Here is a 19,748-nt window from a genome sequence, read left to right on the forward strand (position 1 = left end):
TTAATACTATTCTAACGCTGCTGCTCCACCAACGATTTCCGTAATCTCTTGCGTAATCGCTGCTTGACGCGCACGGTTGAATGAAAGTGTAAGTGAATCGATAACTTCCATTGCGTTGTCTGTAGCACTCTTCATTGCTGTCATACGCGCTGCGTGTTCACTTGCTTTACCGTCTAGTAATGCACCGTACACTAAGCTTTCTGCGTATTGTGGCAATAATACTTTTAAAATTTCTTCTTCAGAAGGTTCGAATTCATAAGCTGTCGTCGGTTTGTCAGACGCCACATCAGTAAGCGGTAAAATTTTATTTTCCGTTACTTCTTGTGAAATTTTACTTACGTAATGGTTGTAGTAAATATACAGCTCATCATAAGCACCATCTGCGAACATCGCAATTGCTCGAGAAGCAAGGTCTTTAATATCAGTAAATGATGGGTGGTCAGATAATCCAACTACTTCATCAATGATGTTAAAGCCGCGACGTTTTAAATAATCACGTCCTAGTCGGCCAAGCACAATAATTGAATATTGGTTTGAATCCATATTATGCCGTTCACGAATTACGTTACTTACTGTACGTAATACGTTACTGTTATAACCACCTGCTAGTCCGCGATCAGATGTAATAACGATGTACCCTGTACGCTTTACAGGGCGCGAATTTAGCATTGGGTGATTAATCCCTTTACTTCCTTGCGCAATGCTCGCTACTACTTCTTGAATCTTTTCCATATACGGAACGAAAGATTTAGCATTTTGCTCTGCACGGTTTAACTTAGATGCAGATACCATCTCCATCGCTTTCGTAATTTGGCTCGTTTTCTTTGTCGAGGTAATCTTCGCTTTTATATCGCGTAAAGATGCCACAGGTTTTCACCACCTTTTTTCCAGAAGTTGGCACGATTAGTAAGAATCCTCTTCCTAATCTACGTTGCAAGATATTCTTGCTCATGATTGAAGGAAAAGAATAGGTGCACCTACTCTTTTCCTTTACATAACCGTCAGCAATCTCAAATCTTGAGATGCCTTTTATATATTATCTAGCTCCAGCGGCTTGAATGTTCGGTGGCTTCACTTCTTCCTACGAGGCAAAGACCGCCTCTTCGTCAGAAGCTCCCCCCCCCTCACATTCAGGACGAGCCGCTTCCGCTTTTATTATTCAGAAGCTACGAATACTTTTTTAAATCCATTAATAGCTGCTGCAAATTTGTCGTCATCCGCAAGTTTCTTAGTTGTGCGGATTTCTTCTAATAAGTCAGTCGCATTAGAATCTAACCAAGCATGGAATTCTTCTTCGAAACGAGTGATATCTACTACCGGGATATCATCTAGGAATCCACGTGTTAAAGCGTAAAGAATGATAACTTGTTTCTCTACACGTAATGGTTTGTGTAATCCTTGTTTTAATACCTCAACAGTACGAGCACCACGGTTTAGTTTCGCTTGAGTTGCTTTATCAAGGTCAGAACCGAACTGAGCGAACGCTTCTAACTCACGGTAAGATGCAAGGTCAAGACGAAGTGTACCTGATACTTTACTCATTGCTTTAATCTGAGCAGATCCACCTACACGAGATACAGAAGTACCCGCATCGATCGCTGGACGTACGCCAGAGAAGAATAGGTCAGATTGTAAGAAGATTTGTCCATCCGTAATAGAAATTACGTTTGTTGGGATGTAAGCTGATACGTCCCCTGCTTGTGTTTCGATGAAAGGTAGTGCAGTTAAAGAACCGCCGCCTTTTGCATCACTTAATTTTGCTGCACGCTCTAATAAGCGAGAATGTAAGTAGAACACATCCCCTGGATATGCTTCACGACCTGGAGGACGACGTAATAGTAATGAAAGCTCACGGTAAGCCGCTGCTTGTTTTGATAAGTCATCATATACTACTAATACGTGTTTACCATTGTACATGAACTCTTCACCCATTGTTACACCAGCATAAGCAGCTAAGTATAATAATGGAGCTGGTTGAGAAGCTGATGCAGTTACAACGATTGTGTAATCTAATGCACCGTGCTTACGTAGTGTTTCTACTACGTTACGTACAGTTGATTCTTTTTGTCCGATAGCTACATAGATACAAATCATATCTTCATCTTTTTGGTTAATGATTGTATCAAGTGCAACTGCTGTTTTACCTGTTTGACGGTCACCAATGATTAACTCACGTTGACCACGGCCAATTGGTACAAGAGCATCGATCGCTTTAATACCTGTTTGAAGTGGCTCATGAACAGATTTACGATCCATTACACCTGGTGCTGGACTTTCGATTGGACGAGTGTTTGTTGTATTGATTGGGCCTAAACCATCAACTGGTTGACCTAATGGGTTTACAACACGACCGATTAGTTCTTTTCCTACTGGTACTTGCATGATGCGACCAGTACGACGAACTTCGTCACCTTCACGAATTTCTGTGTAAGGTCCTAAAATAATGATACCTACGTTGTTTTCCTCTAAGTTTTGTGCTAGCCCCATAACGCCGTTAGAGAACTCTACAAGTTCACCAGCCATAACGTTATCAAGACCATGAGCACGCGCAATACCGTCACCAACTTGGATAACTGTACCAACATCACTAACTTCGATTTCAGACTGATAGTTCTCGATTTGTTGCTTTATCAGTGCGCTAATTTCTTCAGCTCTGATGCTCATGTGCTTCACCCCTATCTATTCTTCATTAATTCACGCTGAATACGTGCTAATTTTCCTTGTAAGCTTCCATCGTAAATGCGATTTCCAATACGTACTTTAATGCCGCCTAGTAAATCTTCATCTACAACATTTTTTACGCGAATTGCATCTTTTCCCGTTCTCTTTGCAAATGCTTCTGCAATGTTAAGCTTCTCTTCTTCTGATAGAAGACGAGTAGAATATACAGTTGCGTCGGCTACGTTACGTTCTTCATTAGCAAGAACAACATATTCATCTGCAATTTCAGGTAAAATATCAATGCGTTTGTTATCAATTAAAATATATAACGTATTTAAAATAGATTCAGAAACAGATCCGAATACGTTTGCAAGAAACGTTTTCTTTTGTTCCTTTGAAATGTTCGGTTGCGTTAAAAAGCTATGTAGGTCTTCGTTCTTTACATAAACGTTTTGTACAAGGCGTAATTCCTCTTCAAACATTTCTAATACGTGTTTTTCTTTTGCAATTTTAAAAAGAGCGACAGCATAACGTTTTGCTACAATCCCATTGCTCATCGCGCTTCTCCTACTTCTTTAATATAATCGCGAATTAGCTTAACTTGATCTTCTTCTTTTAACTCTTTTTCAATTACTTTAGAAGCAATTTGAACAGATAAAGAAGCGACTTGTTCTTGTAAAGCAGCAATCGCTTGCTCTTTTTCGCGTTGAATTTCTTGTACAGCAGATGCTTTAATTGATTCTGCTTCTTCTTTCGCAGCAGCAACAATAACATCCTTTTGATCTACAGCTTGTTTTTTCGCTCTTTCGATTAACTCTTGTGCTTCAACACGCGATTGTTTTAACATTTCACGTTGTTCTTCTACTAATTTCTTCGCTTCAGCATTACTTCTTTCTGCAGCGTCGATTTCATTAGTAACATGCTCTTCACGTTCTTTCATAATTCCCATTAAAGGACCCCACGCGAATTTGCGTAGCATTACTAATAGAAGTAAGAAAATGAACAATGTATAAGCAATCGTTCCAAATGGAATGGAAGCCCCTAATAATAAAGTTGGCACAAGGATTCACTCCCTTCAAAATATCTAAATTGATCATATGAAAAAAAAAGACATACGTTTCGTTCATAAAGCAATGGCGAAGAAAGTTCGGAAAAACACTCTTCGCCATCTATGTAAGGGGAGTCTCCCTTATTTGTTCATTACGATGAATGCAATAACTACACCGATGATTGGAAGTGCCTCAACTAAAGCAACCCCGATGAACATAATTGTTTGAAGTGCGCCTTTTAATTCTGGTTGACGAGCAACACCTTCGATTGTACGTGATACGATAAGACCGTTACCAATACCTGCACCTAATGCTGATAAACCAATTGCAATTGCAGCTGCGATTACACCTAAACTCATTTAATTTGTCCTCCTTTGTATTATAAAAAAATAAATTTTTTCTTACTTAAATTATATTAATGGTCATGGCTTACTTTATGAGCCATATAAACCATCGTTAACATAACGAAAATAAATGACTGGATTGATCCAACGAACACACTGAATCCCATCCATGCTAACATTGGTACAAGCGCACCTAATGCTCCAAGGAATGATGCTCCGCCTAACTTAGCAAGTAATCCTAATAAGATCTCACCTGCATAAATGTTACCGAATAAACGAAGACCTAACGTTAATGTGTTAGCAAACTCCTCAATAACCTTTAATGGGAATAAGAATTTCATAGGTTGGAAATAACCTTTTACGTATTCTTTCGTACCCTTCATCTTAATTCCATAATAATGGGTGAGGGTAACTACCATCACGGCTAATGTTAATGCAACTGCTGGATCAGACGTTGGTGATCTCCACCATGCAATATGTTCGCCAGCCTCAACTGTTGAATACATGAATGGTAAACCAAGGAAGTTCGATACGATGATAAACATGATAAGCGTAACGCCAAGCGTTAAGAAACGTCCACCTGTTTTCCAATCCATCGTACTATTGATAATCCCTTTCACGAAGTCAAACACCCATTCCATGAAGTTTTGCATCCCGGTTGGGCGAAGGGCTAAACTGCGAGTTCCGATAACAGCGATTAAGAAAACAATAACTGCTGCTACAGTAACCATCATAACTGATGACAAATCGAACGTTAAACCTAGAAATTCAACTAATTTACCGTGTTCCACTAGTAATTCACCTCTCTTCCCTGCTCTTATACTCTAAATAAAGAAAATCTATGATCATGACAAGATATCCTGTCAGCAATCCTACACCTAGGCCCCACATCGCAATTAACTCTTGATATTTGGCTGCAAATAAAATTAATAACCCAATCGTGGCGAATCTCGAATATGTACTTACCGCTGTCGCCTTAAACTTCACGTTTTCTCCATTTGTTACGCGATCCAACAGCTTGTCTGTTCTACGTGCAATGATGCGCAAACTAAGAAAACTGAAAATCGTTCCGATAATCAGTCCAAGAAATACATCCTTGTAAGAGGTGAATCCCCATCCTAGCACTAGAAGCGCAAGCAAGTAGTACATATATTTCTTTTGTCTTTGGACAAGTCCATGTACGTCTATCATCATTGCTCTCCCGAATAGTAATGTCGAATGAGTCGAATCATTGCGTATATCCCTGTTCCTAATCCGAGTAATAACCCTATAATAAGAAACAATGGAAACGTTCCAACCTTACTATCAATCCACTGCCCACCAAAGATTCCAATAAGAATAGAACCGACTAACTGAGCAAGAATACCTGACATTAAAGCATAAGCTTTTATATGGCTGCGATCGTTTTTTTGCAAGGATTCATCCCTCCAATATGTAACCCTCATTCACGATGTGTTAATAATAACTCATTTTTTTGCATAAATCCTATACAAAATAAAAAGTTTACATTTTCGTCACGGAATAGATGTATTTTTGTCACTGAAAGCCCTACCATCTATCCCCGTTGTTAGCATACAATAGGGTATTAACAGTGTCAACGAGAAATCGTAAAAAATCAAAAAATTTGAGTATCAGGTATTTCCTCCCAAAAATGAAAACGTTACCCTTCTAAATACTGGTTATAGATATGCAATTTCTAACAGTTTTCTATTTATAATAGAAGATAATGTTCACAAGTTTGTCACTATTATATTTTTAAAATATAACGCTCCCCTTCCATATATAGTGTTTGCTAGACGTAAGACTTCTATATTATATGTGGTGTGTATACAACTTATGTTGTATATAGCCTGTATATTTATCTCCCTCCCCTACTTACTCGGAACAAAAAAAAACGAGAGGGGAATCCCCTCTCGTCAGTTGTCTTACTTCGTTCCGAATAAACGGTCACCAGCATCACCAAGACCTGGTACTACATATCCGTGGTCATTTAATTTCTCATCTAATGCTGCTACATAAATATCAACATCAGGATGTTCTTCTTGTACTACTTTTACTCCTTCTGGAGCTGCAACGATACACATTAATTTAATTTGTTTTGCACCGCGCTTTTTCAGAGAATTAATTGCTTCAGCTGCAGAACCACCTGTTGCTAGCATCGGATCTAGTACGATAAAGTCACGTTCTTCTACATCCGTTGGAAGTTTCACATAGTATTCTACCGGTTGCAACGTTTTAGGGTCACGGTATAAACCAACGTGTCCTACTTTTGCTGCTGGAATTAATTTCAGAATTCCATCAACCATTCCTAAACCTGCACGTAAAATCGGAATTAAACCAAGCTTTTTACCAGCGATCACTTTTGTTGTCGCTTTGCTTACAGGTGTTTCAATTTCAATGTCTTTAAGTGGAAGATCGCGAGTAATTTCGAAAGCCATTAAACTTGCTACTTCGTCCACTAATTCACGAAAATCTTTCGTACCTGTATTCTTATCGCGAATATATGTAATCTTATGTTGAATTAACGGGTGATCAAATACATACAGTTTTCCCATGTGAATCTCTCCTTTAGATGATATTCATGCGTTTGCACGCTTTTTTACACTATTTACGATTGTAAAGAAAACGCTACTAATATTCAAGGGCAAATTTGGCAAAATCATGATTTTACGATGAATCTATCTAGTATCTTTACCAATTATGGGAGCTGTATCCTTCATTATATCGCCAAAATTTATTCATCATTTGTATACATACTTAAAGAACAATATATGTCCAAAAAAAAACTGCCAAAACAATTACGTCTCAGCAGTCTTCTTTAATCTATTATAGGTCTGTGTACATTGGAAATTTGCTCGTTAACGCTTCTACACGCTTACTTGCTTCTTCTAATGCAGCTTCATTTTCATGATTTTTTAATGTGTAAGCAATAAGTGACGCAATTTCATCCATTTCTTCTAAACCGAAACCACGAGATGTTACAGCTGCCGTACCGATACGTACACCGCTTGTTACAAATGGGCTTGCTGTTTCAAATGGAATTGTATTTTTGTTCACTGTAATACCAACTTCATCTAATACGTGCTCTGCTACTTTACCTGTGATTTCTAAGTTACGAACATCAATCAGGATTAAATGATTGTCTGTTCCACCAGAAACAAGTGTAAGTCCTTCTTTTTGAAGACCTTCAGCTAAGCGGTTCGCATTATTAATGATATTTTGTGCATATGTTTTAAAATCATCTTGTAGCGTCTCACCAAATGCAACAGCTTTTGCGGCAATTACGTGCATAAGTGGACCACCTTGAATACCAGGGAAGATTGATTTATCAATTTGTTTTGCAAATTGCTCTTCACATAAAATCATACCACCACGTGGACCACGTAATGTTTTATGTGTTGTCGTTGTAACGAAATGTGCGTGTGGTACTGGGTTTGGATGTAAACCAGCAGCTACTAAACCAGCGATATGTGCCATATCAACCATAAAGTATGCACCCACTTCATCTGCAATCTCACGGAATCGTTTGAAATCGATAACACGAGGATATGCACTTGCACCTGCAACGATTAATTTTGGTTTATGTTCTTTCGCTTTTGCTAATACATCATCGTAATTAATACGGTGAGATTCAGCATCCACGCCATATTCTACGAAATTATATTGTACTCCACTGAAGTTAACAGGGCTTCCGTGTGTTAAGTGACCACCATGAGATAAATTCATACCAAGTACTGTATCGCCTTGCTCTAAAATCGTAAAGTATACTGCCATGTTCGCTTGTGCACCAGAATGTGGTTGAACATTTACATGCTCTGCACCAAAAATTTCTTTCGCGCGATCACGTGCGATATCTTCCACTACGTCTACGTGCTCACAGCCACCATAGTAGCGTTTTCCAGGATATCCTTCAGCATACTTATTCGTTAAAACAGAACCTTGCGCCTCCATTACTGCTTCACTTACGAAGTTTTCCGAAGCAATTAACTCAATCTTTGAACGCTGTCTTCCTAGTTCTGCCTCAATTGCAGCAAATACCTTTTCATCTTGACGTTTTAAATGATCCACCAAAATCCCCCTTTTCTGAACGAATTACATCGATTCCCAATAGTTTTTTCTCATTTATTCAGAAAAAACGAAAATTCAGGTTGTAATTCTTTCGAACCTTCATGTTTTCAACTACATTCTAACATGACTTTCTATATCATAAAAGAAAAAAAAGACCGAAAATCGGTCTTTTCTTTCTTCTATTATAAAGTCAGACTACATACCTTTTATCTCTCGATATAAAGCTATTATGCGACTTTATAATTTTTCATGTCTAACGGCAAGTTATAGTCTCTTCCTTCGCCGCATAAACAGCACGTGCTCCACCAATTAGTTTTCCACGTGTTGTTGCCATCGTTACATGCGCACTTCCAATTTCCTTCACACCTGTACGAACCGGAACAGCTACATGCTTTAAATGCATACCGATAAATGTATCACCAATATCCATTCCTGCATCTGCTTTAATAAACTCAATTACTACCGGATCTTTCAAATTGTGATACGCATATGTTGCTAATGCACCACCTGCTGATCTAACAGGCGTAACTGTTACAATTTCAAATTGATATTTCATCGCCAACTCTCTCTCAACTACTAAAGCACGGTTTAAATGCTCACAACATTGAAACGCCAACTCAATACCTGTTTGCTCTTGAAATTGTTTTAACTCAGAAAAAATCGCCTCTGCTACTTCCATCGTTCCTGATGTCCCAATTCTTTCTCCTAGCACTTCGCTCGTGCTACACCCCACTACAAAAATTTGACCACTTTGTAATGAAGCTTGTTCTTGGAAATCAGCAAGCGAAATTTGTAACTGTTCTCTTACCTTTACGATTTCTGTCATTACGCCTCTTCCTTTCACAGGTTGGTTCACCAAATTATATTTCATACTACTTCTAGTTAGAATCTATTACTTTGTTTCGTATGTTTTAATTTTTCCTACGCGGTTTTCATGACGACCACCTTCATAGTCAGTTGTTAACCAAATTTTTGCGATGTCACGTGCTAGACCTGCACCAATTACACGCTCGCCCATTGCTAACATGTTTGTATCATTATGCTCTCTCGTTGCTTTCGCACTGAAAGTATCATGAACTAATGCACAACGAATACCATTTACTTTGTTTGCTGCAATTGACATACCGATGCCCGTCCCACAAACTAAAATACCACGATCTACTTCACCATTCGCTACCATTTCCGCTGCTGGAAACGCAAAATCAGGGTAATCAACAGAACCAGCTTCACATTCACAACCTAAATCAATATATTCAATATTTAACTCTTCTAATAAACTTACAAGTTCTTTACGGATATTCATACCGCCGTGATCAGATGCTACTACTACTTTCATTTTTACCCCTCCAAAGTTTCAATCAATTATCTTCATTTCTCACTCGTTACCTTAACGGAACGAAGTAATCTCCAATATCGTATTATACACGAAACATCAACCTTCTGAATGTTTTTTCAGTAAAGTTTGTACAAGTTTTTCCATCTCTTCTAACGTTTCTTTATAAATAGAAAGTGAACCGCCAAATGGATCTGAAATATCCTTACTTATCCCCTCAGTTACTCCATATAATGTATCCACTTTCTTTTCAACACTCGGATAATGCCCAAGTACAATTTGCTTATGGTTTTCCGTCATTGTTACTACAATATCTGCCCAATCAATCAAAGCTTCATTTATCTGTTGCGAAGCATGATCGATTGTAATTCCCTTTTCAGCTAAAGCTTCCTTTGCATATATCGACGCATCACTTCCAGGATAGGCGAAAACACCAGCAGATTGCACTTCAAACTTCCCTTCTCCATGATGACGAAGTAACGCCTCAGCCATCGGGCTACGGCATGTATTTCCAGTGCAAATAAATAACACTCGTTCCATCCAAACCCACCCCTTTTCTTCTTTTTCCTATCTTTCATCATAACGTACATAAGAATAGAACAAAAGAAATGTGAATATACGAAAGGCGCATTTCTCTTATATTTTTTCTAAGAAAAATGCGCCTTATCCACATATATGTGAAACCCTATTTCCAAGTGCCTAGAGTATTTTAACATACATAGCAAGCCTACTACAAAACAAAAGAAGGAATCCATTTCATATGAAACGGATTCCTCTTATACAATAATTATTTCATTGTAACTTTCATTACTTCTGTTGAACCTTTTGTAGCTGTTACACCTACAGTTGTTTTAATAGACTCAGCTGCATCTGTGTTTGTAATAACAATTGGGGTAATTGTACTTTTCGCTTTTTCACGGATTAATTCTAAGTCGAATGAGATTAATTTATCTCCAGCTTTTACAGCTTGGCCTTCAGAAACGTGAGCTTCGAAACCTTCGCCTTCCATTTTTACAGTTTCTAATCCAACGTGGATTAAAATTTCTGTACCGTTTTTCGCTTTAATTCCTACAGCATGTTTTGTGTGGAATAACTGTACGATTTCACCATCAACTGGAGATACAACTACACCTTCAGTAGGATCGATTGCAACACCTTCACCCATCATACGACCAGCGAATACTGGATCTGGTACTTCTTCAATATTTTTCACTGCTCCAGTTAATGGAGCTACGATTGTTTCTTCATTTGTTTTTGAACCAAAACCGAATAATTTTTTAAACATAGGATAGTCCTCCTCATAATTTACCTAAAAGTTTATAGGGCAATCCCTAGTAAAACTCGGGATACATGTAAGACTTCATACTTCGAATATTATACTGTAAAAACGCTTTCGAAATAAATTACGTCATTACTAATAGACTCTTATTGTAGCTCTTTGCAAAATTCCAGTCAATTCTGATTGTCTGAATAACAATAAGAAGTTAACTTCTACTTATATTTTCTCTTTTTTTACCCAACTTGTCTAGAGGTCTTTACTACATTTTGTTTTTTGTTTTTAATTTGTAAAATTTTTTTCAAACTTTTTTCAAAATCCGCTTGACTAAAGTAAGTAACTATTTTATTATTACTTACATAAGGTAAGTTAATAACTTTTAGGAGGTTTCAAAAATGATGGATTTCGGTCTTCTTATTATTCGTCTTATTATAGGTATTACATTCATGGGTCATGGTGCTCAAAAATTATTTGGTTGGTTCGGTGGTTACGGTTTAAAAGGAACAGGTGGCTGGATGGAATCAATCGGTTTACGCCCTGGTGTATTTATGGCATTTATGGCTGGCGCAACTGAATTATTAGGTGGTTTCTTATTCGCATCAGGTATTTTCACTGCAATCGGTTCATTATTTATCGTCGGAACAATGTTAATGGCAATCTTCACTGTTCACGGGAAAAATGGTTACTGGGTAACCCAAAACGGATATGAATACAACTTAATGTTAATCGCCGTTGCTATCGGGGTAGCTTTAATCGGACCTGGTGCATACGTTTTATTATAATTTTTATCTTGAATTCGAGATTATTTAGACGGAACTTACTTCAATCACAATGAAGTAAGTTCTTTTTATGTAATAAAAATATTATTTTCAGCAGGAGTTTTCCACTAACATCTTGTAAACAAACAATAAGTCGTCATATTTAGAAAGGGGATTTTACGCATGTTATCCATTAATCCAAATGAACAAACGGAAAAAGAGAATTACAAATTATTAACGGGAAGTATCATTCCACGCCCTGTCGCATTCGTTACTTCTGTAACAAAAGACGGCGTATTAAACGGAGCACCGTATAGCTATTTCAATATTGTCGCTGCTAATCCACCACTTATCTCAGTTTCTGTACAACGAAAAGCCGGAGAAAGAAAGGACACTTCCCGAAACGCAATTGAAAAAGGTGAATTTGTCGTACATATCTCTGATGAATCTTACGTAGAAGCAATTAACGAAACAGCGGCTAACCTCCCGCCAAATGAAAGTGAAATTGAACTAGCAAAACTAACACCAATTGAAAGTGATGTCATCTCCGTTCCAGGTGTGAAAGAAGCTAATATTCGAATGGAATGCGTACTAGAACGCGCAATCCCTCTTGGCGGAACAGAAGACTCACCAGCTTGCGATCTACTAATCGGACGCGTCGTTCGTTTCCACGTCGCAGAACACCTATACGAAAACGGCCGCATTCATGCAGAAGGACTAAAACCAGTAAGCCGCCTAGCAGGACACAACTACGCTAAACTAGGCGAACAATTCGAGTTGGTAAGACCAGTTTAAAAGCGGAAGCGGCTCGATTCCTTCCATCACTCAAACATAAAATCCCCTGCTATTTAGCAAGGGATTTTATCATTGTAATTCTTCCTTTTTTTCCTCTAAAGTAGGTACTTTCTCTTTTTTCGGTTTCCCAAGCTTAATTACTAAGAAATATAGGGAAAGCAATGTAATAAGAAAAACGATTATAAACGGATATGGAGAATAAAAGGCACGCGCTGCCTCCGTTTTTCCCGCCACAAACTTCAATGACTCAATATCTAAAAACTCAGCAAACATTTGTACACCGAGCATACTAAACCAAAAAACAAAAAAACTAATAATAATACCAAAAACTTGCTTCAATCTCGTCATTTATCTCATCCTTTCTATATCTATAATTTTTTAGTGTAATCAGTATATAGTATAAATAAAACTATGCACAGAAAGGAACTATCTTACCATTCGCGAATTAACTTCATCCAACCTAAAATTGAAATTTGCAAAATAATACCCCAAATAACAAGCCGTCTTAACCACCTAGGGAAAAAAGTTAAAAATCGAATATACCATTCCAATAATTTATTCATAACTCCCTCCTATTTAAAATTATATAGGAAAAAGGAGATATAATCCAAATCCAACCAAAATGATACCACCTACTATCTCACCATATGTACCGAGCATATCTTTTGCATGTCTACCAATTAATAAACCAATCCACGCTAATAACATACTAACAAATCCAAAAAGTAATATCGTAATAATTGTCTGCGCCCCGTAAATACCAAGACTAAGGCCTACTGAAAAACTATCTATACTAACGCCAAATGCAAATACGAATAAACTAATTCCAATAGGGGCCGTTCTAGTCTCTTCATTCTCCAAAATAGATGAATATATAATATAGAATCCTAGTCCAATTAATAAAATAGCACCTGCAAAATGCGCAATGTCTCCATACTGTTCTGATAAAAAGCGACCTAATATCATTCCTATAAATGGCATGATAATATGAAATATCCCTATCGTCATACCGATATACAGAATTTGTCTTACCTTTAAGGTCATCATTCCCATACCAAGACTCACCGAGAACGCATCCATCCCTAAGGCGAATGCCATAATTGTTAAAGGTATTAGCTGTTCAAACGTCATTCATGTCCCTCCTCGGACGTGCTACTTCAAAATATGCTTATCCGAGGAGAAATATTCTGTTTGCTAATCGTACCTTATGATTCAGTAATAATCTGATGTCCTGCTGCTTTCGTTAAGCGATTCATAATGGCATTCCCTATTCCTTCATTTGGAAATGATTCACTAAAAATAACATCCACTTCACTTGCATCAAATGTTCTAAGTACATCATATAATTTAGTCGCCACACTAGCTAAATCGCTTCGAACACCACAAGATAATACAACATCCGCGCTATATACATGCTGATACTCTTCTGTCGTTAATAAACCCACTTTGAATCCTTCTTCCTTCTTCTCATCCACAAGGCGCTGAATAAACTCACGTGATCCTTCAACAATGCTAAGCGGCGCTTTCGGTGCATAATGTGTATATTTCATTCCAGGTGATTTCGGTTTTTCCTTCTCGTCCTTTAAAGCCGGATCTAAAGAAACAGTACCAATTACCGCTTCTAATTGTTCTTTCGTAATTCCACCTGGGCGTAATATCGTTGGAACCTCGCTCGTACAATCAATTACAGTCGATTCAACACCTACTCCCGTCGCACCACCATCTACAATACCTGCAATTTTCTCATTTAAATCTTCATATACGTGAGAAGCTAGTGTCGGACTTGGGCGACCAGAGCGATTCGCACTCGGTGCTGCAACAGGTACATTTGCCTCTTCAATAAGAGCAAGCGCTACTGGATGATCAGGCATTCTTACTCCAACCGTATTAAGTCCTGCCGTCACCTTCTCTGAAATCCCTTCTTTTCTAGGTAAAATAATTGTTAACGGGCCTGGCCAAAAATGCTCCATTAACTTCTCTGCAACTGGCGGGATTTCTTTCACAATCCCATCTAACTGTGATTTTGTACCGATGTGGACAATAAGTGGATTATCACTCGGTCTTCCTTTCGCTTCAAAAATTTTCGCGATTGCTTCATCATTCATCGCGTTTGCACCTAGTCCATATACCGTTTCTGTAGGGAAGGCAATCGCCTCGTTTTCCCTTAATAATTTTGCTGCTTCTTGTAACTGTGGATAATATTTTTTTCTTTCCACAACATTATCCACAACCCACATATTTGTATGCATTTTTTCCCACGTCCTTTTCTACCCTGAAATACTTGTCTATTTTTAGTTTACTATGAGATTTATCCAAAAGACAAACAAGGTTTATCCACAAAATGTGGATAAACCTAATTAATCCGTGGATAACTTTGTGAATAGCTGACAATTTAGTATTATTGCATTTGGCTCTTTTATATTTTTACAAAAGTGTTCTAACTGTCGAATTCCCTCTGGTACGTTTTCTTTCTCTATAGTAACAAAGTCAAAAAACTGAAAGATTGTTATAGATTGTGGATGATTTGTTAGTAAGTACAATTGTCGAATATTTTTTTCTTTCATATACTGCAAAAACATTTCAAAAAAATATAAGAAAGTCTGTTTATCCACATTAGGTGTGAATAAACAAGAACGAATCAGTGCGTGTTCTTCACTTTGTTCATATCCGATGACAGCCCGTATTTCTTCCGCCTCTTCCAAAATCATAAATTGCGCGTACAACTCATTTATTTTATCATCTTTTTTATTAGCTTGTCCGAAAAAAGAATGCAATCTTTCCACATCTGCTTTCGTAGCAAAATATACTTTCTTCATAGTAAATCCCTCCTCTTTGTTATATATGAGAAGGGATTTACGAATAGTACTATTTAGAGAATAAAGATGTAAAAGCTTCTACAATAAATAACTTAACTTCTGGCTTTTCTTCTTCCTCCTCTACTTTTACATACTCATTTTGTTTTTCTTGTTTTTGTTCCACAGGTTTCTCCACTTTTTCCACAGTTTTTGTTTCCTCTTTACTTACAGGTTGTTCTTCTACTTTCGTTTCATTTTTTACTACTTTCTTTTCAGAAGCTGTTACTTTTTTTGCGACTTCCTGCTTTACAGCTTTCTTTTCTTTCACCTCATCCTCTTTTTTCTCTTCTGTATTTACTACTTCTTCATCATCTATTTGTTTTACTTGCTCCTCTTCAGGAGATTCAGCCTTCACAACATGTTCTTCTTTCCTTACAGCTGTACCACTTGAAAAATCTAAGAAACACATCGGTGGAAATAATACACACCACCAGTTTGCCCCTTCCCCTTCCCCAATTGTAATCAATACCGCCTCATATTCCCCTGCTGGATAAATAAAATTACCATATACCTTTGTAGGGAACTTTACATTCTTACTAAATTTCACTTGAAATGAATCTTTACTTCCTTCTTTTTTCAACGTATTTGCCACTGTTTTTTCGATTTCTGGAATATGACTTTGAATGACTTTACGTGCCTCTTCAAATGAAGTTAAATCTGCTACCCATCCATCAATTTGTGCTTTTACTTCATCACGCACTTTGCGCTTTAAAGCCTGATCTTTATCTGAATCACTATTTGCTAAAATCCGTAATCGAACGGCCTCTTTCGGAATAACTGAAGGCCCTTTCGCATCAGCTTTCATATATCCAAACTGCACAAGCAACTGTGCACCAATTAATAATAGAAGAAGATAAGCAATAACTTGTTTTTTCATTTCCTCCACCGTCCCTTCTACAAACAGTGTGGACAGACTTTTATCTTTCTAAACTATTAAATTCAAAATCTATATAAATTTTTCCACAAAAAAATAGAGTAAGGTGTGAACCTTACTCCATCTCTGCAAATACCATACGATCTTTTCCATTAATATCAAAAACAACCTCAACATGAGCATGTGGAAAAGCTTGTTGTAACAACCATTTTACATCCTCACCTTGCCCTACTCCAATTTCAAATGCCACAATTGCTTTCTTCTGCAACACATTCGGCAACTCTTCCATAAAACGGCGATAGAAATCTAATCCGTCTTCACCGCCAACAAGTGCTCTCTTTGGCTCATGCTCTTTCACCACAGGAGAAAGGCCACGCCAATCCTCTTCCGGTATATATGGAGGGTTTGAAACAACAACATCTAACTTTTGACCTGTTTTATAAAATGGTGACAATAAATCACCATGATAGAACGTTACTTCTGCGCCTAAAGTTTTTGCATTTTCTTTTGCAACTTCAATCGACTCTTGTGCAATATCTACCGTATACACATGAAGATTTTTATTTTCTAAAGCAAGCGTAATAGAAATCGCTCCACTACCTGTACCAATGTCCGCCACATGTAGTTTCTCATCGCCAAAATGACGCTCGATTCTTTCTAACACTCCCACTATAAGCTCTTCTGTTTCCGGTCTTGGTATTAATACTTCTTCATTCACAAAGAACGACCGTCCATAAAACATTTCATAACCAATCATATATTGAATAGGAATACCTTCTACATGCTTGTGAATAAACTCCGTAAAACTTGTTTCTTGTTCCACAGTTATTTCTTCACGCATATTCATGAGCATTCCGGTTCTGTTCGTCTTTAATACATGACAAAGGACAAGTTCTCCCGCATTTTCATCTCGTCCATTTTCCTGTAAAAAAGAAGAAGCCCATTTCAGGGCTTCATAGACACGCATTACTCAGCTGCCTCCATCTTTTGAGCCTGATCTTCCATCACTAAGGCATTGATGAAATCATCTAACTTACCTTGTAAGATTTGATCTAGCTTTTGAATCGTTAAACCGATTCGATGGTCTGTAACGCGGTTTTGCGGGAAATTATACGTACGAATACGCTCTGAACGATCACCCGTACCAACAGCTTGTTTACGGTTTTGATCATACTCAGCTTGCGCTTCTTGTCTAAACTTATCATAAACACGTGCGCGTAATACTTTCATCGCTTTTTCTTTATTCTTGATTTGTGATTTCTCATCCTGACACGATACAACTACACCAGTCGGTAAATGCGTTAAACGTACCGCTGACATCGTTGTATTAACACTTTGTCCACCAGGACCACTAGAAGCAAACGTATCAACACGAACATCTTTTTCATGAATACTAATTTCTACTTCTTCTGCCTCTGGTAATACAGCTACAGTTGCTGTAGATGTATGAATACGTCCACCAGATTCCGTTTCAGGAACACGTTGTACACGGTGAGCACCATTCTCGAATTTCAGCTTCGCGAAAGCACCTTTACCGTTAATCATAAAGATAATCTCTTTATATCCACCTAACTCTGTATAGCTCGCTTCGATAATTTCAGTTTTCCAACCTTGTACCTCAGCATAACGGCTATACATACGATATAAATCACCAGCAAATAAAGCGGCCTCGTCACCACCAGCAGCACCACGAACCTCAACGATAACGTTTTTATCATCATTAGGGTCTTTTGGAACAAGTAAAATTTTCAGACGCTCTGACAATTCTTTATCTTGTCCTTCTAATTCAGAAACCTCTTCTTTTACCATGTCACGCATATCAGCGTCTAACTTATCTTCTAACATTGCTTTTGCATCTCTTAATTGCTCACGAACATCTTTATACTCACGGTACACCTCTACCGTTTCCTGCATATCAGATTGTTCCTTTGAATACTCACGAAGCTTATTCGTATCGCTAATAACCTCTGGATCACTTAACAATTCATTTAACTTCTCATAACGATCTTCTACAGCCTGCAAACGATCTAACACACCATTCACCTCTACATCCTAGTATCTAATACAAATAGTATATGGTACTTAATCAAAAAAACGCAAATTATATTTAAAAGTGGAGGTGGCTCACTCAGCTCTGACTGGCTAAGGTTCTCTCGCACAGAAGACGCTTTTTGTCTTCTCGTGCGGGAGGTTCTTAGACACGAAGAGCTAGCCACCGGAACTAGATATATTTAAAAGCGTAAGCGGCTTGCTCAGAACGGGAGGAGGTTGGAGCTTCTGACAGAGAGGCGCTCTTTGCCTCGCAGGAAGAAGCGAAACCACCGATCATTCTAGCCGCTGGAGCTAGATAATATTTAAAAGCGTAAGCGGCTTGCTCAGCTCTGACTGCCTAAAGTTCTTAGCTGTACGAAGAGCCGGCCACCAATCTTCATCTATTTTCGAAAAAAACCCGCTCTACATAGCGAGTTTCATTTATCTTTGTTTTGTAGGTACTGCATGACAATGACGACAACGTGGTTCATACGATTCTGAAGCCCCAACTAAAATAATTGGATCATCAAATGCCGCTGGTTCTCCATCGATTAAACGTTGCGTACGACTTGCAGGAGATCCGCATGCAGAACACACTGCCTGCAACTTAGTTACATGTTCAGCAATCGCCATCAGCTGAGGAACTTGTCCAAATGGTAGACCACGGAAATCTTGGTCTAATCCAGCTACAATGACACGATAGCCACGATTTGCCAATACTTGCACCACTTCCACAATGTCCCCATCAAAAAATTGTACCTCATCGATTGCAATAACATCCATTTCTTCTGCTACATGGTTAAATATATCTTTTGAAGCTGAAACAGGAACTGCTTTAACCTTTAATCCATTATGTGATACAACATCTTCTTCACTATAACGATTATCAATACATGGTTTAAATACAATCGCATGTTGTTTCGCAAATTGCGTACGGCGTATACGGCGGATGAGCTCTTCTGATTTTCCAGAAAACATACTCCCGCAAATCACTTCAATCCAACCATTTTGATTCATTAAGTACATTGAGCTCTCCTTTCATCTACTTTCCTAATCCAAAGTAGGGTAAAGGTTTAATATTTTTGCAAAAAAAACAGACAAGCGAATACATACACTTGCCTGTTTTATGTTCTTTATTACTTGATACCGTATTTCTTATTGAAGCGGTCAACACGTCCGTCTGCAGTAGCAAACTTCTGACGTCCAGTGTAGAATGGGTGAGAATCAGAACTGATCTCAATTTTTAGTAATGGATAAGTGTTACCATCTTCCCACTCAACAGTTTCGCTAGAGCCTTTAGTAGACCCGCTTAAGAATTTGAAGCCTGTGTTCGTGTCCATAAATACAACTTTATTGTAATTTGGATGGATTCCTGCTTTCATTCTTTTCATCTCCTTCCGCCCTGAATCATTTTCGAAACAGAGTTTTTCATCTTCAGCTGCTTACACAACTATATTGATGAAACACATATGATGAAATTATAACAAGGCTAACTCCATTTTGCAACTACCTGTTTTTGTCTTTTTAAAATTTAAAAGCGCAAGCGGCTCGTTCAGAATCGCAGGACATTGGAGCTCTCGACCAAGAAGCGCTTTTTGCTTCGACCGAGAGAGCGAAATGGCCGGAGATTCTAGCCGCTGAAGCTGGATATAATTAAAAGCGCAAACGGCTCGCTCAGAATGGGAGGGGGATGGAGCTTCTGAC

Annotated in this window: 28 protein-coding genes; 2 read left to right on the forward strand and 26 right to left on the reverse strand. The window is 38.0% G+C overall.

The features are described 5' to 3' along the window. Positions 1-6: 6 nt before the first annotated feature. The 15 genes from atpG to JDS82_RS17280 form a co-directional block, all read right to left on the reverse strand. On the reverse strand, positions 7-867 hold the full coding sequence (gene atpG / locus JDS82_RS17210; RefSeq protein WP_000157704.1) for a F0F1 ATP synthase subunit gamma: 861 nt from the start codon (positions 865-867) through the stop codon (positions 7-9). Positions 868-1,155: 288 nt separating this feature from the next. Beyond that, positions 1,156-2,664 (reverse strand): F0F1 ATP synthase subunit alpha, encoded by a 1,509-nt coding sequence (gene atpA, locus JDS82_RS17215; RefSeq protein WP_000027510.1) that lies wholly within the window; start codon positions 2,662-2,664, stop codon positions 1,156-1,158. 11 nt (positions 2,665-2,675) lie between these two features. Continuing rightward, positions 2,676-3,218 carry a F0F1 ATP synthase subunit delta gene (gene atpH, locus JDS82_RS17220; protein ID WP_000064681.1) on the reverse strand — a complete coding sequence of 181 codons (543 nt, stop codon included), beginning with the start codon at positions 3,216-3,218 and terminating at the stop codon, positions 2,676-2,678. After that, positions 3,215-3,721, reverse strand: coding sequence for a F0F1 ATP synthase subunit B (gene atpF / locus JDS82_RS17225; RefSeq protein WP_001142625.1), 507 nt, complete (start codon positions 3,719-3,721; stop codon positions 3,215-3,217). Before atpF ends, atpH begins: the two co-directional genes overlap by 4 nt. A gap of 129 nt (positions 3,722-3,850) precedes the next feature. Next, positions 3,851-4,069 (reverse strand): F0F1 ATP synthase subunit C, encoded by a 219-nt coding sequence (atpE, locus tag JDS82_RS17230; RefSeq protein ID WP_000052064.1) that lies wholly within the window; start codon positions 4,067-4,069, stop codon positions 3,851-3,853. 56 nt (positions 4,070-4,125) lie between these two features. After that, positions 4,126-4,845, reverse strand: coding sequence for a F0F1 ATP synthase subunit A (atpB, locus tag JDS82_RS17235; RefSeq protein ID WP_000399874.1), 720 nt, complete (start codon positions 4,843-4,845; stop codon positions 4,126-4,128). A 7-nt stretch (positions 4,846-4,852) separates the two neighbouring features. Beyond that, positions 4,853-5,245: an ATP synthase subunit I gene (locus JDS82_RS17240; RefSeq protein ID WP_000567600.1), complete on the reverse strand. Its 393-nt coding sequence runs from the start codon at positions 5,243-5,245 to the stop codon at positions 4,853-4,855. Then, positions 5,245-5,469: an AtpZ/AtpI family protein gene (locus JDS82_RS17245; protein ID WP_001171220.1), complete on the reverse strand. Its 225-nt coding sequence runs from the start codon at positions 5,467-5,469 to the stop codon at positions 5,245-5,247. The genes JDS82_RS17240 and JDS82_RS17245 overlap by 1 nt, the downstream gene beginning before the upstream one ends. Positions 5,470-5,495: 26 nt before the next feature. After that, positions 5,496-5,609, reverse strand: coding sequence for a DUF4024 domain-containing protein (locus JDS82_RS17250; protein WP_000232961.1), 114 nt, complete (start codon positions 5,607-5,609; stop codon positions 5,496-5,498). Positions 5,610-5,979: 370 nt separating this feature from the next. Beyond that, a complete protein-coding gene (gene upp / locus JDS82_RS17255; RefSeq protein ID WP_000517539.1) occupies positions 5,980-6,609 on the reverse strand; it encodes a uracil phosphoribosyltransferase in 630 nt (209 codons plus the stop codon). 271 nt (positions 6,610-6,880) lie between these two features. Next, positions 6,881-8,122: a serine hydroxymethyltransferase gene (glyA, locus tag JDS82_RS17260; RefSeq protein WP_000349796.1), complete on the reverse strand. Its 1,242-nt coding sequence runs from the start codon at positions 8,120-8,122 to the stop codon at positions 6,881-6,883. A 253-nt stretch (positions 8,123-8,375) separates the two neighbouring features. Further along, positions 8,376-8,993, reverse strand: coding sequence for a TIGR01440 family protein (locus JDS82_RS17265; RefSeq protein WP_095205689.1), 618 nt, complete (start codon positions 8,991-8,993; stop codon positions 8,376-8,378). Between the two features lie 21 nt (positions 8,994-9,014). Then, positions 9,015-9,458, reverse strand: coding sequence for a ribose 5-phosphate isomerase B (gene rpiB, locus JDS82_RS17270; RefSeq protein WP_000869917.1), 444 nt, complete (start codon positions 9,456-9,458; stop codon positions 9,015-9,017). A 96-nt stretch (positions 9,459-9,554) separates the two neighbouring features. Then, a complete protein-coding gene (locus JDS82_RS17275) occupies positions 9,555-9,995 on the reverse strand; it encodes a low molecular weight protein arginine phosphatase (protein WP_048542685.1) in 441 nt (146 codons plus the stop codon). 247 nt (positions 9,996-10,242) lie between these two features. Further along, positions 10,243-10,740: a PTS sugar transporter subunit IIA gene (locus JDS82_RS17280; RefSeq protein ID WP_000473649.1), complete on the reverse strand. Its 498-nt coding sequence runs from the start codon at positions 10,738-10,740 to the stop codon at positions 10,243-10,245. 386 nt (positions 10,741-11,126) lie between these two features. Between JDS82_RS17280 and JDS82_RS17285 the strand changes: the two genes are divergently transcribed. After that, a complete protein-coding gene (locus JDS82_RS17285; RefSeq protein WP_000968618.1) occupies positions 11,127-11,513 on the forward strand; it encodes a DoxX family protein in 387 nt (128 codons plus the stop codon). A gap of 159 nt (positions 11,514-11,672) precedes the next feature. After that, positions 11,673-12,284, forward strand: coding sequence for a flavin reductase family protein (locus tag JDS82_RS17290; RefSeq protein ID WP_000949075.1), 612 nt, complete (start codon positions 11,673-11,675; stop codon positions 12,282-12,284). A gap of 69 nt (positions 12,285-12,353) precedes the next feature. On the opposite strand, the gene JDS82_RS17295 is transcribed toward JDS82_RS17290, so the two are convergent. The 11 genes from JDS82_RS17295 to JDS82_RS29565 all read right to left on the reverse strand — a co-directional run. Continuing rightward, on the reverse strand, positions 12,354-12,632 hold the full coding sequence (locus JDS82_RS17295) for a DUF3935 domain-containing protein (RefSeq protein WP_000197467.1): 279 nt from the start codon (positions 12,630-12,632) through the stop codon (positions 12,354-12,356). Between the two features lie 83 nt (positions 12,633-12,715). Beyond that, positions 12,716-12,847, reverse strand: coding sequence for a hypothetical protein (locus JDS82_RS30085; protein WP_001037624.1), 132 nt, complete (start codon positions 12,845-12,847; stop codon positions 12,716-12,718). 19 nt (positions 12,848-12,866) lie between these two features. Next, positions 12,867-13,415 (reverse strand): manganese efflux pump MntP, encoded by a 549-nt coding sequence (locus JDS82_RS17300; protein ID WP_000142486.1) that lies wholly within the window; start codon positions 13,413-13,415, stop codon positions 12,867-12,869. A gap of 74 nt (positions 13,416-13,489) precedes the next feature. Further along, entirely contained in the window at positions 13,490-14,533 is a 1,044-nt protein-coding gene (locus tag JDS82_RS17305) for an L-threonylcarbamoyladenylate synthase (protein ID WP_088321275.1), read from the reverse strand. Positions 14,534-14,641: 108 nt separating this feature from the next. Continuing rightward, complete coding sequence (locus JDS82_RS17310; protein ID WP_000758431.1) at positions 14,642-15,100, reverse strand: GNAT family N-acetyltransferase; 459 nt, start codon at positions 15,098-15,100, stop codon at positions 14,642-14,644. Between the two features lie 49 nt (positions 15,101-15,149). After that, the gene (spoIIR, locus tag JDS82_RS17315; protein WP_046960153.1) at positions 15,150-16,016 is read right to left on the reverse strand and encodes a stage II sporulation protein R; all 867 of its coding nucleotides are present in this window, start codon (positions 16,014-16,016) and stop codon (positions 15,150-15,152) included. A 112-nt stretch (positions 16,017-16,128) separates the two neighbouring features. Then, entirely contained in the window at positions 16,129-16,980 is an 852-nt protein-coding gene (gene prmC, locus JDS82_RS17320) for a peptide chain release factor N(5)-glutamine methyltransferase (protein ID WP_001267076.1), read from the reverse strand. Beyond that, complete coding sequence (gene prfA, locus JDS82_RS17325) at positions 16,980-18,047, reverse strand: peptide chain release factor 1 (protein ID WP_002096180.1); 1,068 nt, start codon at positions 18,045-18,047, stop codon at positions 16,980-16,982. Before prfA ends, prmC begins: the two co-directional genes overlap by 1 nt. 438 nt (positions 18,048-18,485) lie before the next feature. After that, complete coding sequence (locus JDS82_RS17330) at positions 18,486-19,070, reverse strand: thymidine kinase (protein ID WP_000281084.1); 585 nt, start codon at positions 19,068-19,070, stop codon at positions 18,486-18,488. 110 nt (positions 19,071-19,180) lie between these two features. After that, entirely contained in the window at positions 19,181-19,426 is a 246-nt protein-coding gene (locus JDS82_RS17335; protein ID WP_000643447.1) for a type B 50S ribosomal protein L31, read from the reverse strand. Between the two features lie 96 nt (positions 19,427-19,522). Next, the coding region (locus JDS82_RS29565) for a hypothetical protein (RefSeq protein ID WP_206773445.1) at positions 19,523-19,748 on the reverse strand (226 nt) is incomplete at its 5' end.

The sequence above is a fragment of the Bacillus cereus group sp. N14 genome, assembly GCF_016483555.1.
GTDB classification, from domain to species: domain Bacteria; phylum Bacillota; class Bacilli; order Bacillales; family Bacillaceae_G; genus Bacillus_A; species Bacillus_A wiedmannii.